Annotated in this window: 10 protein-coding genes and 2 CRISPR repeat arrays (1 of these 12 running past the window's edge); all 10 genes read left to right on the top strand. The window is 57.7% G+C overall.

The window, feature by feature from the left end; genetic code table 11:
* Positions 1-3 precede the first annotated feature (3 nt).
* The 10 genes from cmr1 to A8C75_RS06715 all read left to right on the top strand — a co-directional run bounded on the left by cmr1 (position 4) and on the right by A8C75_RS06715 (position 13,521).
* Positions 4-1,206, top strand: coding sequence for a type III-B CRISPR module RAMP protein Cmr1 (gene cmr1 / locus A8C75_RS06760; protein WP_084783815.1), 1,203 nt, complete (start codon positions 4-6; stop codon positions 1,204-1,206).
* Positions 1,199-3,196, top strand: coding sequence for a type III-B CRISPR-associated protein Cas10/Cmr2 (gene cas10, locus A8C75_RS06755; RefSeq protein ID WP_162272096.1), 1,998 nt, complete (start codon positions 1,199-1,201; stop codon positions 3,194-3,196). Before cmr1 ends, cas10 begins: the two co-directional genes overlap by 8 nt.
* Positions 3,193-4,422 carry a type III-B CRISPR module-associated Cmr3 family protein gene (locus A8C75_RS06750; protein ID WP_067379788.1) on the top strand — a complete coding sequence of 410 codons (1,230 nt, stop codon included), beginning with the start codon at positions 3,193-3,195 and terminating at the stop codon, positions 4,420-4,422. Before cas10 ends, A8C75_RS06750 begins: the two co-directional genes overlap by 4 nt.
* A 24-nt stretch (positions 4,423-4,446) precedes the next feature.
* A complete protein-coding gene (gene cmr4 / locus A8C75_RS06745) occupies positions 4,447-5,322 on the top strand; it encodes a type III-B CRISPR module RAMP protein Cmr4 (protein ID WP_067379786.1) in 876 nt (291 codons plus the stop codon).
* A 5-nt stretch (positions 5,323-5,327) separates the two neighbouring features.
* Positions 5,328-5,822, top strand: coding sequence for a type III-B CRISPR module-associated protein Cmr5 (gene cmr5 / locus A8C75_RS06740; RefSeq protein WP_084783811.1), 495 nt, complete (start codon positions 5,328-5,330; stop codon positions 5,820-5,822).
* Positions 5,815-6,963 (top strand): type III-B CRISPR module RAMP protein Cmr6, encoded by a 1,149-nt coding sequence (gene cmr6, locus A8C75_RS06735; RefSeq protein ID WP_067379785.1) that lies wholly within the window; start codon positions 5,815-5,817, stop codon positions 6,961-6,963. The genes cmr5 and cmr6 overlap by 8 nt, the downstream gene beginning before the upstream one ends.
* 95 nt (positions 6,964-7,058) lie before the next feature.
* The gene (csx2, locus tag A8C75_RS06730; protein WP_067379783.1) at positions 7,059-8,222 is read left to right on the top strand and encodes a TIGR02221 family CRISPR-associated protein; all 1,164 of its coding nucleotides are present in this window, start codon (positions 7,059-7,061) and stop codon (positions 8,220-8,222) included.
* Between the two features lie 137 nt (positions 8,223-8,359).
* A CRISPR array of direct repeats spans positions 8,360-10,336; the repeat unit is 37 nt; unit sequence GTCTTAATCCCCTCCGGTTTCGGGGCAGGTCTCGGAC.
* A 342-nt stretch (positions 10,337-10,678) separates the two neighbouring features.
* Positions 10,679-11,419, top strand: a complete 741-nt coding sequence (locus A8C75_RS06725) for a vWA domain-containing protein (protein ID WP_227819852.1) — start codon at positions 10,679-10,681, stop codon at positions 11,417-11,419.
* A gap of 49 nt (positions 11,420-11,468) precedes the next feature.
* Positions 11,469-12,452 (top strand): kinase, encoded by a 984-nt coding sequence (locus A8C75_RS06720; RefSeq protein ID WP_067379781.1) that lies wholly within the window; start codon positions 11,469-11,471, stop codon positions 12,450-12,452.
* Between the two features lie 52 nt (positions 12,453-12,504).
* Positions 12,505-13,521: a PP2C family serine/threonine-protein phosphatase gene (locus A8C75_RS06715; protein WP_084783809.1), complete on the top strand. Its 1,017-nt coding sequence runs from the start codon at positions 12,505-12,507 to the stop codon at positions 13,519-13,521.
* Between the two features lie 365 nt (positions 13,522-13,886).
* Positions 13,887-14,250: direct repeats of the CRISPR family, unit length 37 nt; unit sequence GTCTTAATCCCCTCCGGTTTCGGGGCAGGTCTCGGAC; it runs 609 nt beyond the window's last position.

The raw sequence follows: 14,250 nt of genomic DNA, 5'->3' as shown, positions 1-14,250 counted from the left end.
GCGATGGATGAACGTATGGATATGGACAGGATAGAGGCCGAGTTCTCTCTCACTACACCAATGTTTCTGGGCGAAGCAAATCAGGCCTGTGCGCAACAGATCAGGCCACCGGCTATCAAGGGGGCATTGCGCTTCTGGTGGCGGGCGCTGAACTGGGCACGCCTGCGCCAGCAGGCACCGTCGGATCAGGTGGCTTTACAGCAACTACATCATGAGGAATCTGCCCTTTTTGGACAGGCGACCAGAGACGAAAGCCGCGGACCATCCGGCCAGGCTGGATTCCTGCTGCGCGTCAGCCAGCAACATGTGCATGTGTCTGATCAGGATTTTGCGAATACGCCTGAATTGCAGTATCTGCTGGGCCAGGGGCTTTACTCCAAAGGGCTGAAGCGAAGCTATCTGCAGTCTGGTGGTCACTTCACGTTACAACTGGCACTGAAGCGTGGCCTTACCGACGGGCAAAAGCAGCAACTGATCGAGGCCCTGCTCTGCTTCGGCTTACTGGGCAATCTCGGCAGCCGAGCCCGCAAAGGTTTCGGCTCTATAACGATCAACCGACTGGAGGTATCCGGGCAGCCGCAGCCTCTCCCCACAAATCAGACCGAGTACAAGCACGCCATTGCCGAACTACTGGGGCCGACCGCAAAAGCGGATGAACCACCCTTTTCGGCTTTCAGCCGCCTGAGCCAGTTGCAGGTCGGTGCCAGCGGTAACGACGCGATCGCCCTGTTAAGGCAACATGGTTTTGAGATGGGCATGTACCGGGGCTATGGGCGCAACAAGCTTACATTCGGCCGGGAGGCTGAACAAAAATTCAAGCCTGACCATGACTGGGCCTACGAGGTCAGCGAGGGCAAACGTCAGGGCCGTCTGCCCAGCCGGGCCGTATTCGGTTTGCCCCACCCCTATTTTCTAAGCAGTACCGGAAAAAATGTCAGCATTGATGTTGATGTTGATGGCGTTAGCGGCGGCCGACGAGCCTCCCCGCTCTTCGCCCATCTGCACCGCCTGCCGGATGGCCAGTTTCTGCTGATTCACCTGCTATTACGGTCGCTGTTTTTACCTGACAGCGCCAGTGTCAAAGTAAAGGGTAAGGGCGCTGCCCATTTTGAACTGAGCGGCAATCACGTGAACCAGCAACTGGACTGGCAGGTACTGGATACCTTCCTGGCGCGCTTCAACGAACGGGATGTCATTCATGTCTGAGCAATATTTTCATTTCACTCTGGGCCCGGTCCAGGCATTCGTGGCACAGGCACGGCGGACGCGTGATTTCTGGGCGGGTTCTTTCCTGTTGTCGTGGCTTGCTTCAGTAGCAATGCAGTCGGTACAGGCGCAGGGCGGGCGTATCGAGTTTCCCTTGCCCGATGAAGACTACCTCGACTGGCTGCAAGGCAAAGGTAAGGGGACCCCGCCGCAACAGGGCTGTATTCCGAACCGATTCAAGGCGGCTCGTGCCATAGTACCGGCATCCTTTGACCCGTTGCAGGTAACAAACAATGTGCAGGCTGCCTGGCAGGCGTTGGCCGATCAGGTCTGGCAGGGAGATTTGGCCGGTTTAGAGCACCCCAGCATCGAACAAACCCAGTCAGTCTGGCAGCGCCAGGTCGAGCATTTTTGGGAGATAAGCTGGTGTCTCACCCCTGACCCGACAGCCACCAACCTGCTCGACAGGCGTAAAAACTGGCGCACTTACAATCCGCCAGCCGAACCCGGTGTCAGCTGCATGATGATGGAGGGCTGGCAGGAGCTGTCAGCTGAGCCACGCCCCGGCAAAGCGGTAAATACCTTCTGGAAGGCACTTGCCGAGAAAGCGGGCAAAAGCATTAATACCGATCTGCGCCCCGGTGAAACACTCTGTGCCATTGCGTATATCAAACGTCGCTTTGCACACTACTTTCATACACTGGAACTGCCCTTTAGCGGCCAAAGTGGCATCGATCAATGGACACTCAAGGGCTGGAGACTGCCCGTGAATGTACCTTCGGTCAATTATTTGGCGGCCGCACCCTGGTTGGAGAAAGCGATCCTGGCGGCGGCTAAAGATACGCAGCTGCGCGAAGAAATTAGTTTGCTCAATCTGGATCTGGCAACTCTTGATTCAGGGCATGAGGGGGGCACCCTGAATCTGAACCGGATCGATAAAGCCTGTCACACCTTTAACATTCCCGACTGGAAGTGGCAGACCGTGAACGGCCGGTACTTCTATGAGGAAGAGCTCGCCTTGCTGGCAAAACGCAGCGACGATGCCCAGGAACGAGAGATTCTTAACAGCATCCAGCAGCGGCTTCACACCGTGCAGCGTCAATTGGGAAAGCCGAGCGACTTTTATTCCATCCTGCTTATGGACGGCGATGCGCTGGGCAGCCAGATGAGCAATGCCACCAAACAGACGGGTATCAGCAGAGCACTGAATGCCTTTACCCGCAAAGTACCTGACGTGGTGCAAGCCCACAGTGGCTTTTTGGTGTACGCCGGAGGCGACGACGTGCTGGCCTTACTTTCAGTGGACGACGCCATCGCCTGTGCCGATGCATTGCGTCAGCTCTACACCCACTGTTTCGCTAAGGTTAATCAAACTCTAGGTCAAAACGCCATTACCACCAGCTTGTCGGCGGCGGTATTGTTTTGTCATTACAAGTCGCCCTTCGCACAGAATTTGGCCAAAGCGCACCCACTGCTGGACAAAGTCGCTAAGGAAAAAACGGGGCGAAACAGTCTGGCAATCGAGGTCTGGAAGCCCGGCGGGCTGCATTGTCGGTGGTCCAGTCCGTGGGAGCGCGGCGATGCTCCAGCGCCCGCAGCGCTGATCAGATCCCTGACAACTGAGCTGATGCATTACCGCAGTACGGATAAACAATTCTCCCGCAAGTTCCTCTACAAGCTGGAGGCCTTGATCGAACAGCTTGGGTTGAATAAGCCGGTTGCTCAGGCAGAAGATCTCTCGATAGATAATCTTTACCTGCGAGCCCTGATCCGCGCTGCGTGGCAGCATAGCGGTAAAGCCGTCGGTGAATTGAATGCCACATTGCTGGATGAACTGCTGCACATGACGGAATCCTGGAAACGCGAAGACAACGGGGTGACGGTCAAAGAGCCAAGGCTGACAAATGATGCACTGAAGCTCTTGCATTTCCTCACCACAGAGCAAATTAGTGCTTCCCCATCGTCCGCTATGTCGGAGGCCAGCGTATGAATAAAACTCTGGAGATACGATTCACACCCATCGATACCTGGTTCTTCCGTGATGCCCGACCCCATGATACCGCGGGTGCAAGCCGCTTAAGCAGCCTGTTCCCACCGCCCGTCGCCACGCTGACAGGTGCAATCCGAACACGCCTGGGTGAGGCGCTAGGAATTGACTGGAAACAACATGTCCGCTCAGAAAATGATCTGCTTGGTGCGCAATCTGTGGGCGATATCAACCTGTCGGAATTAATCGGTTACGGCGATAACAGCGGCCTGCTGCGCTTCGGTCCGTCGACGCTGTTGTACCATGGCGAACCACTCTATCCAGTGCCAGCCTACCTCCTGAATACTGGGGATGACAGGCTGGTGCGTTTGCAGCCGGGCAGTCCGATCCTCTGTGACTTGAGCCGACCCGATGCCGAAGGACGCCTTGGTGCTGTGGTACTGCCAACCCTCCCCGAAGGTATCCAGAACGCCAAGCCACTGGAGAGCTGTTGGACGACGGGGGCTGGATTGCTGCGCCTGTTAAACGGCGACGTTCCGGCCAAAGGAGACCTGAAAAAAGCCGAAGAACTTTTTGTGCTTGAGCCACGCCTGGGTATTGCCCGTGACAATAGCCGTGCAACCGTGGTGGAAGGTCTGCTGTATCAAACCGAGCACCTGCGTTTACTCGATCCTGTGTCAATAAGCCTGACGCTGACATTGCCCGCGGCGGCAGCGGATCAACTAATCAGCCAGATTAAGGCTGACTCCATTCAGCGCCTCGGTGGTGAAGGACGTATGGCAAGCCTGAGCGTTGAGATCATATCGGAGCCCAGGCCCGTCGCTTTAAAGGCGTCTGCGAAAACGCGCGGCCTGATTCTCACATTACTGTCCCCCGCTCGCCTGCCAGGCAGTTGCGCAACACAGCCGCTGCCGGGATTCTCGGTGGCCTTTGCCACGGATGGCAGCGGCTTGCAAACCTGGCAGGGGTCTATCGCCGGAATAAAGATGCGGCTGGTAACAGCCGTTACCGGCAAGGTGCAACGTACCGGTGGCTGGGATCTGCAACGCCGTGCACCCAAAGATGTGGTCAGCCTGATGCCAGCGGGCAGTAGCTGGTTTGCGGAAATCGATGATACCCGTACCGACAGACTCACAGCAGCAGTCCAGGCCCTTCACGGTCAGGCGATTGGCGAGCAAACCGGATTCGGATATGGCCAGCTGGCGTGTGGTCTCTGGCAGTCCAATTGAGCAAGTTACAAGGAAGCAAAACTGATGCGGAATAACCAACTTTTTGGCCTGCGTGCCGAAACCTCCATCCACGCCGGCACCGGCGAGTCGGACGGTAACATTGACCTGCCGATCATGCGCGAGCAGCACAGTGGCTGGCCCGTTGTGTTTGGCTCGGCGGTGAAAGGTGCGCTACGCGCAGCGGCAGAGCAAGCTCTGCAACATGATACCGAAACTCTGCTGACACTATTCGGTCCCGACACCCAGAATGCCAGCGATCATGCCGGCGCACTGATGATCAGCGATGCTCGCCTGCTGGCACTGCCGGTCCGCTCACTGACCAGCCAGTATCGGCTGGTCACGTGCCCGGAGCTGATCAAGCGCCTCGCCCGTGATGCTGAACGCCTGGGTTTCTCGACCCTGGAGCTGGGCGCCCTACACGAACCTGACGACGAGAACATTCTTACCGCACAGGACGAGAAACACGACTATCTCTTTCTGGAGGAGTATGCCTATCAACGTCAGACCGCTGACTTGGGCCTACTGATCAGTGTACTGGCAGAACTGTCCGGTCTGGACGAACGTGATATCACAGCCAAACTGGCGGTGGTGAGCAATGACAGCTTCGCCCATTTGTGCCAGTCCGCCATTCCTGTACAGGCACATATCGCCATCGACAACGATACGAAAACCGTCGCACGCGGGGCCCTATGGCACGAGGAGTCCCTGCCGCCGGATACATTGCTCTATATCGGTATCAATGCAGCAAAGTCGCGCCGGGAAAGCAGTCCTATGACGGCCCAGGATGTGATGACAGCATTGACCGATCAGGTATTTGGCCAGTTCCCTTACCTGCAGCTCGGTGGCAACGAAACCACCGGAATGGGCTGGTGCAAAATCAACGCATTCAGCAAGGGGTGAGCGTGATGGCAAAGTACAAAAAGCAGGGATCCAGAAAAACCAGTCCAGCTGCAGCGCCATCCATTTCCATTAGCCCACGTAAAAGTGTCGAGACGGCCAGCCGTCAGCAGACTATCGCACAACAGCGCGCAGGCTTCGCACTGAAGAAGGTGCTAGCTGTGACGCCGGACAAGGAGACAGCTAATAGATTCAAAGCCTACGCCAACAGCCTGCCGGCAATGATTCAGACCAACGGTATTGGTCAGGCACTGGCGTTCGCCAAAATGAAAGGCAATGGAAGAGGCCCGGAAGCGAGCGCCTGGCTGGCACTGTACAAGGCAGTCAGTGAATGGCTGACCACCGGTGAGCGGGGTATCTGGCCTGCGCAGCAGGATGTTATGGAGGCCATTGTGGCGGGAGACCAGTATCAGTACCAGCGTGCCCACGCCGAAGCCCAGGCCTTGCTGAGCTGGATCAAACAGTTCGCCCGCGCTGAAATTGCCGGAGACAGCCATGAGTGAGTACAGCTACTGCCCCTTGCCATCCGCAAACCGTAGTCGTCTTGCAGCGGCACACAATGATGACGGCCATAAGGGGCTTGTGTTTACCCGCCTGTTCCAAGGCTATAACGCGAAGTTCGATAAGGATAAGATCGACCCCGCAAGTAAAACCAAGGCGCTGCAGGATTGTGCGGGCCGGTGTGGCAACCCAGAGGCACTGCAGGCGGCCTGTGAGCGGTTAACAGCCCTGACAGGCAACCTTGGAGGAGAGCTGCGCATCTTCCGAACCGACTGGCATTTTGTCACAGGCATGGGCAATGCCAGCCCGATCGAAAATGGTTTTACATGGCACCCGACACTCGGTACGCCCTATATCCCGGGCTCTACGGTCAAGGGATTAGTACGCGCCTGGGCGGAAGCCTACACCGATTTGCCCAGCGCAGAGATACGTCGCTGGTTTGGCAGTTCGGCCAGGCAAGTTGGCATGCCCGCCAATGATAGCCCCGACGGTGAAAAAATTACCGAGGAGCACCAGGCGGGCGAACTGATTTTCATGGATGCAATTCCACTGGAACCGCCACAGCTCAGCGTCGATATAATGACGCCCCATATGGGGAAGTGGTATGAACTGGGTCACAGTCAAGATAAGAAAGCCATCCTGCCCGGTGACTGGCATGCGCCCGTCCCGGTGCCGTTTCTAGTGACCCGTGAAGCCAAGTTCATTTTTTCCATTGCTCCGCGCCGTGGCAGTACAGTGGATTTGGCTCCGGTGTTGCACGCACTTGAACAGGCACTCGCCTGGCTCGGCGTCGGCAGCAAGACCGCGGCGGGCTATGGTCACATGACACTCGAAAAAGGGCTGACGGAAACACTGCAGGCAAGCACGCTGAGTGAGGACGAGCAGATGTTGCAGAAACTGCGCCGCCTGTTTACCAATGAGCAGGCGTTTGGTCCAAACCCGGCCAGCAGCGAGGTTAGACTGTTACTGCAGGCGATGGCCGAGAAGCAGACAATCCTCAACTGGCCAGCCGACAGTCAGCAGCGGCTCCTGGCCGTCGCGGAGGAAGCGCTGAAATTCCATGATGGAGACCGCTGGAACAAACAGACAAAAAAGAAAAAGCCGTCGCTGTATCAGAGGCTCAGCGAGCTCATCAGTGGCTAAAGTACAATCTCTTCATTGCCAGAATTAGAAATACTTTGCGTAATCACCACGCATCAGTGAATGCAATAAATAATCGTGCTGGAGCAAGAGTGTAAATGAAGAAAACACTGATTACTTTCTTGGGCCGAACACGAAAAACTGAACAGGGCTACAATAAAACCGCCTATGTCATCGACGGCGAAACCCATGAGCCTTCCGCTTTTCTGGGTTTCAATCTGCAGCGCCACCTAAAGCCGCAACGGCTGGTTGTGATGGGGACGGCGGGCAGCATGTGGGATCACCTGTTCGACGGCGATATCAATCTGGGTGACCTGGCCGAAGACGAACGCCTGACCCTGGCCGATGCAGTAGAAAACCAGGCTGTCACCCAGCAACAACTGGATAGCCTGCGCCACTTGCTGGAAGAGCGCCTGGACACCGAGGTTCGGTTGCAGATTATTCCCTACGGCCATGACCTGGCAGAGCAGGTCCGCCTGGTCGAGTTGATGGCAAACCATGTGCAGTCCCAGGACAAGGTCCATCTTGATGTGACCCATGGTTTCAGAAACCTGCCAATGGTTGCGCTACTGGCCGCCATGTACCTGCGCGAGATCCGCCAGGCCCGGATTGAGGGCATCTGGTACGCCGCCTACGACCCCGGCAAGCCAAGCACGACCGTCAATAATATCGAAGGCCTGCTGCGTGTTGCCGACTGGCTCACCGCCATGAGCTCTTACACCAAAGACGGCGACTATGGTGTCTTTGGCAAGCTGCTGGGGAAATCTGCCCATCTTCTGAAAAGCGCCGCCTATTTCGAGCGCACCAGCAATCCGGCCAAAGCCAGGGAGTGCCTGAGCAGCTGGACAATCGCGGACAACTACCCGGATGACCCGGTTGCATCGCTGTTTGCCGATGAACTGCAGCGCCGAATCGACTGGCATAAAAGCCAGTCACGCCCAGACTACGAAAAGCACCTGGCCTGTGAGTATCTGAACCGACGAGATTACCTGAGAGCGGCAATATTTGGCCTGGAATCCAAGATCACCGAACAGACATACACGCAAAAACTGCCGGATGACTACGCAAGACGCAAGGAAGTGAGTGAGCAACTGAAGCAGTCCGCTGATTTCAGCACGCTCAACAATATGCGCAATGCGCTGGCACACGGCTTGCGCAGCCCAGACCCGGCGCTGGATCGCCTGCTGGCGAATGAAGACAAACTTCAAGCAGAGCTTAGGCGTCTGTTCAAGGCACTGAAAATAACGTCTCCCGCCACCTGAAACTCAAAGCACGCAGGCCCCGGAGGAATACCAAAGCCCTGCCGGGGCAGCGACTGCAGCCGCAAGTCCCCACCCAGAAACTACCGCTTACCCAGGTTTCGGACGTACTACCCTCCGCAGTACAGAGCGGATCGCGAGTCTTAATCCCCTCCGGTTTCGGGGCAGGTCTCGGACAAAGAAACATTTTTGGTTTAGCGAGTTGGTACAGTCTTAATCCCCTCCGGTTTCGGGGCAGGTCTCGGACGCACTCAACATGGCGGTGCGACAGCACTTCCAGTCTTAATCCCCTCCGGTTTCGGGGCAGGTCTCGGACAAGCAAGGCATATCTCTCGGCAAGTTAATGGGTCTTAATCCCCTCCGGTTTCGGGGCAGGTCTCGGACTCAATTAACGAGGTACAAGCAGATGGATATCGTCTTAATCCCCTCCGGTTTCGGGGCAGGTCTCGGACAAAGAAGAAGGTATCACAGTTGAAGGTTTGGGTCTTAATCCCCTCCGGTTTCGGGGCAGGTCTCGGACGCCAAGGAACCAGCCAAGCGTCTTGCTCAGCTGTCTTAATCCCCTCCGGTTTCGGGGCAGGTCTCGGACCGCAAATCGCGGCGAAAGCGGCACATGGAGCTGTCTTAATCCCCTCCGGTTTCGGGGCAGGTCTCGGACATATAGAGTGGCGCCGGCGGCTACCTCTAACGGTCTTAATCCCCTCCGGTTTCGGGGCAGGTCTCGGACGAGCAACAGAAGCAGGTCGCGCTGTTGTGTGGTCTTAATCCCCTCCGGTTTCGAGGCAGGTCTCGGACCTTGAATGTGTCCGTTGAAATGAAGGACGAACAGTCTTAATCCCCTCCGGTTTCGGGGCAGGTCTCGGACAAACGTAAGGCTATGGAAGTGAGCGTCGTGGTCGGTCTTAATCCCCTCCGGTTTCGGGGCAGGTCTCGGACTATTGGGATATGTATTTTATACTGAAAAGTACCGTCTTAATCCCCTCCGGTTTCGGGGCAGGTCTCGGACGCTGCACAGGCCGCTATTGCGACTACCAACGCTAGTCTTAATCCCCTCCGGTTTCGGGGCAGGTCTCGGACAGATAAATTATTGACAATGTACCCCCCACTATCGTCTTAATCCCCTCCGGTTTCGGGGCAGGTCTCGGACCTGGCGGTCGCATGACCCGTCAGCGCACCATGTCTTAATCCCCTCCGGTTTCGGGGCAGGTCTCGGACGCTTATGGTCAAAGCCAGTGCCGATCTCGTCTAGAGTCTTAATCCCCTCCGGTTTCGGGGCAGGTCTCGGACCCCAGCCCATCTGCAAATGTACCATTTGTTACGGTCTTAATCCCCTCCGGTTTCGGGGCAGGTCTCGGACCGGAACCCGCTCGAAACTCGGCTAGGTGCACCGTCTTAATCCCCTCCGGTTTCGGGGCAGGTCTCGGACATCTTTGGCAAATATTTACAACGCTCTATTAATGTCTTAATCCTCTCCGGTTTCGGGGCAGGTCTCGGACGCCAGTAGCTACTCATCCAGCGACACTGAGTTGTCTTAATCCCCTCCGGTTTCGGGGCAGGTCTCGGACACGAAAGAACAGCCAACCACTTTTACGCCATGTCTTAATCCCCTCCGGTTTCGGGGCAGGTCTCGGACCTTAGGTAAGATCCAACACGCCCTGTTTGACGTCTTAATCCCCTCCGGTTTCGGGGCAGGTCTCGGACTTTGGTTCTTCTTCCTCTGATGATTCTGATGAGTCTTAATCCCCTCCGGTTTCGGGGCAGGTCTCGGACCACTATCGGTACACCAGGAAGCGATGCCCACGGTCTTAATCCCCTCCGGTTTCGGGGCAGGTCTCGGACTGAAAAAACTTATGACATGGTTTATCAGATCAGTCTTAATCCCCTCCGGTTTCGGGGCAGGTCTCGGACGTCAAACGTATGAATCAGGGAAAAAGTTTGCTGTCTTAATCCCCTCCGGTTTCGGGGCAGGTCTCGGACGGTGTAGGTAACGTCGCTATTCACATCTACATGTCTTAATCCCCTCCGGTTTCGGGGCAGGTCTCGGACCAAATAAATGTGTTATTTCGGATATCCAAGTAACGTCTTAATCCCCTCCGGTTTCGGGGCAGGTCTCGGACTCCGAGCTTAAAAAATATCTCATACAATCAATAGCTTGAACAGCTGTTTTTAGTGATCGATTTTTAGCCACAAAGTTGACTAATATTTGACCTGTAGTCACCCTCATTTAAACCTCCCATTCTGCCAGTCTCCCGTGAACGGCCAATAATCCTTCCGGAAAAAAGCACGGGCTTCAATAGCCGCCAGTCCGGCTCCCCTGCCGCGCCGACCGCATGCCAAGCTTGCCAACCCCCGCTCACCCGCAGCCCAGCGATAGTATGGCACCTGTCATCAGCGACACGGGCTTGTGCTGTTGTGTCGGCGGGTAAACGAAGGGTGGATGCCGCAAGGCGGAGGTACGGATGAGCGGGTTGCTGAATGTGCTGAGCAGGACATTGCTGGATATGACCAACGAAGCGAAAGGAGAAGGCAGGATGACCAACGACCAGGCGATTGCAGCGAGCGATCTGATCGATAACCCCTCACCGCGCTGTGCCTGCATGGTCGTGCTGGATACCTCGGGCTCCATGTCCGGCCAGCCGATCAGGGAACTGAATGACGGGCTGCAGCGCTTTCTGGAGTCGCTGAACCGAAATGAAGTGGCGGCCTGCTCCGTCGAGGTGGGCGTCATTACCGCCGGACAGCAGGTGGACGTGGTTCTGCCGTTCGTCTCAGCCATGAATGTCGACGGGTTCCAGCGTTTCGACGCCAGCGGGCCAACCCCGCTGGGGGCCGCCGTCGAGCTGGCGCTGGACACGCTGGAAAAACGCAAGGGCGAATACCGCAAGACCGGCGTTGCCTACTACCAGCCCTGGCTGGTGGTGATCAGCGATGGCGCGCCCACCGATCACTGGCAGAGCGCCGCCCAGCGTGCCAAGACGCTGTCTGGAAATCGCAAAATGGTTGCGCTGGCGGTCGGGGTGCAGGGTGCGGACATGCAGGTGCTGGGCGAGTTTTCCAACCGACCGGCGATCCCGCTCGATGGCCTCAAGTTCGGCGAGTTCTTCGAGTGGCTGTCCGCCAGCATGAGCCGGGTCTCCGCCTCGGCGTCGACAGCGTCGCGGGTGGATCTGCCGCCCATGGACAGCTGGGCCAACATCTGAACAGGCCAAGGTCGCGGGGCGGTTTGTTCAAGCAAGGGAGAGGAACAGGATGAGTCAACTGTGTGTGTGCGACCCTCAGGGGACTGCCAGGGCGTTGGGCCCGCTATTGGCAAAAGGTGGCGAAGGCGCTGTGTACCCACTCCGGGAGCGGAACGATATTCTCATCAAGTGGTATCACCCGGAACAGTTGCGCAAGCGCTCATCCATTCTGCAGCCCAAGGTCGAAGCCATGTGTGGCATGGCCGCCGCGCAGAAGCTGGACAGCCTCAGCTGGCCGCTTTTCTCTGTCTATGACGAAAGTGGCAGCTGGATCGGCTACACGATGCGCCGGGCACAGGGCAAACAGCTGTTCCTGCTGGCACATGCCGTGCTGTACAAGCGGCACTTTGGGCAACTGGATCGGTCCAGGATCGTCGGATACCTGCTCGACCTGCTGGCCCGCATCGAGCAGCTGCACCGAGCCGGCATCATGATCGGCGATTACAACCTGAACAACTTTCTGGCCGACCCGCAGAGCGGCAAGGTAGCGCTGCTGGATTGCGACAGCTACCAGGTGCACGCCGGCAAGCACCGCTTTGCCTGCCCGGTGGGCAGCGCCGACATGACGCCCAAGGAACACCAGAACCGGGCCTTCAGCGAACTGGTGCGTACGGAACAGAGCGAGGCGTTTTCAGTGGCGATAGTGCTGTTTAAATGCCTGATGCTGGGGCGACACCCGTACGACATTGTTGGCGGCGAAGATCCTGTCACCAACCTCTGCCGCGGCAATTTCGCTTACGGAACCGGCAATCGGGGGATTCCGCAGGGGGCCTGGTACAACATCTGGAGTCACATGCCGCACCGGCTCAAGCAAATGTTCATTACGACCTTCACCGATGGTGCCGACGACCCTCAGTGCCGACCCTCGCTGAGTGACTGGCAAGAGGCACTGCAGCTGTATGGGCGCGAAATGGCCAAGGGGTGGCATGCCCGCGACATAGTACCGGCTCAGCCCAAGTCCAGTGAGTACCGGGGCAATCGCGCCGAGCCCTGAGCTGGCGCACCTCCTCAGCCCATCCTGCAAAAACACACAGAGGTGAACAAAGATGCCCAGGAAGAAGAAACTTGGCGCCGCGCGCAACCCGGTCGTGACATCCATCCGCGTCAAGCCGCGCCGACACGCGCGCACGCCGGCACCCGTCGGCCCCGTGCGAAAGGCGACCCGCCCTGCGGCCTCGAAACGGGCACCGGTACAGCCATGCCCGGCGCCCGCCGCTGTGACACAGATAACCCAGGCAGCCGCACCTGTCTGGCATGCCCAGTATGAGGCTGTGGTCGGTCTGTCGCATCGCGACAGTCGTTATCCGCTACCCTGCCAGGATGCGGTGCTGGCGCAGGTATCATCGCGCCCCATGCTGCTGGTGGCAGACGGCGCCGGCAGTTCAGCGGTCTCGGAAATCGGTTCGCAGTCTGTCGTGACCGGACTTGCCCGGCTTTTTCAGACGCTGGAATACCTGCTGGCAGAGCTGCTGGATAGCGATGACGCCAGCGACGAAGCCCGTACGCGCCAATTCGCGCTTGTGATCGTCAAGCATGCGCGGGGAATACTGGAGGATCTGTCCCGCGCGCACCGCCGGGCGCTCGGTGATTTTCGCTGCACACTCTCGGCCGTCATCCTAGGTCGCAAGCGACTGATCTGGCTCAAGGTGGGGGACAGTCCCCTGGTGCTGGAGCATGAACGCCAGCAGGCCGGGGCCAGCAATGAATCCGAGCGCAAAGACCGGGTACTCAGCACGCTGGGCCACAACGGCAAGGGTGAATTCGCCAACCAGACCGTTTTCATCGACGAGAAGCTGCAGCCAGACGAGGTGCAGTTCGGTCTCTTGCCCGTCCACCAGCTGACCGGCGTGGCCGTGATGTCGGACGGTGCCGCCGAGCGGCTGGTTGCCACGGACGGCTCAAAGGCCAGCATCCAGCTGAGCCAGTGGTTCGCCGCATTGCGCAGCGACACCTTCAGCAGACGCGCACTGACACGCTTTTTTTACTCAGACGACTTCACCAAAGGCAGCAGCGGTGACGACTGCTCGGTGGGGATGCTATCGCTGATGCAAACGGTGGGTTAACTAGCCGCCGCCAAACAAGCTGCACCAATCCTGCGTTCGGAAAGCCAGCCGGCGCAGCACCCCCGCCCCGCCCCGAACTGTGACCCGCTAATCCCCTCCGGTTTCGGGGCAGGTCTCGGACGGAAGGCATTGAGAACCTGCCCGACTATGTTACGTCTTAATCCCCTCCGGTTTCGGGGCAGGTCTCGGACGGTAAACGAGCCAGCTGATGGCCCGCTTATTATGTCTTAATCCCCTCCGGTTTCGGGGCAGGTCTCGGACGACATCGCCGCTGAATACCACTATGACACCACGTCTTAATCCCCTCCGGTTTCGGGGGCAGGTCTCGGACGAAGGGAAGGGGGCTGAGCGTCACGCTGACAGTAAGTCTTAATCCCCTCCGGTTTCGGGGCAGGTCTCGGACCGTCTGGGTGCCTGACCCGGTGGTGGTGCAGGTCTCGGACAACAACAGAAGCCGGGAGGGAAGCGGATGTTCGTCTTAATCCCCTCCGGTTTCGGGGCAGGTCTCGGACAGTGATTATTACGTTTCGCGATCATTTTAGGAAGTCTTAATCCCCTCCGGTTTCGGGGCAGGTCTCGGACGGTATCCCCGTGTACACAAGTGACCTCGCTAAGTCTTAATCCCCTCCGGTTTCGGGGCAGGTCTCGGACGCAATCTTCGATCAAGAAGTCTTTGATTTGGGTCTTAATCCCCTCCGGTTTCGGGGCAGGTCTCGGACTCATCCCCAG

Source organism: Marinobacterium aestuarii (genome assembly GCF_001651805.1).
In the GTDB taxonomy this organism is placed as follows: domain Bacteria; phylum Pseudomonadota; class Gammaproteobacteria; order Pseudomonadales; family Balneatricaceae; genus Marinobacterium_A; species Marinobacterium_A aestuarii.
This window is presented reverse-complemented; position numbering and strand designations above follow the sequence as displayed.

Excerpts from the sequence above, each read along its gene's own strand:
- cmr1 (WP_084783815.1), top strand. The coding sequence starts at position 4 with ATGGATGAACGTATGGATATGGACAGGATAGAGGCCGAGTTCTCTCTC.
- cas10 (WP_162272096.1), top strand. The coding sequence starts at position 1,199 with ATGTCTGAGCAATATTTTCATTTCACTCTGGGCCCGGTCCAGGCATTC.
- A8C75_RS06750 (WP_067379788.1), top strand. The coding sequence starts at position 3,193 with ATGAATAAAACTCTGGAGATACGATTCACACCCATCGATACCTGGTTC.
- cmr4 (WP_067379786.1), top strand. The coding sequence starts at position 4,447 with ATGCGGAATAACCAACTTTTTGGCCTGCGTGCCGAAACCTCCATCCAC.
- cmr5 (WP_084783811.1), top strand. The coding sequence starts at position 5,328 with ATGGCAAAGTACAAAAAGCAGGGATCCAGAAAAACCAGTCCAGCTGCA.
- cmr6 (WP_067379785.1), top strand. The coding sequence starts at position 5,815 with ATGAGTGAGTACAGCTACTGCCCCTTGCCATCCGCAAACCGTAGTCGT.
- csx2 (WP_067379783.1), top strand. The coding sequence starts at position 7,059 with ATGAAGAAAACACTGATTACTTTCTTGGGCCGAACACGAAAAACTGAA.
- A8C75_RS06725 (WP_227819852.1), top strand. The coding sequence starts at position 10,679 with ATGAGCGGGTTGCTGAATGTGCTGAGCAGGACATTGCTGGATATGACC.
- A8C75_RS06720 (WP_067379781.1), top strand. The coding sequence starts at position 11,469 with ATGAGTCAACTGTGTGTGTGCGACCCTCAGGGGACTGCCAGGGCGTTG.
- A8C75_RS06715 (WP_084783809.1), top strand. The coding sequence starts at position 12,505 with ATGCCCAGGAAGAAGAAACTTGGCGCCGCGCGCAACCCGGTCGTGACA.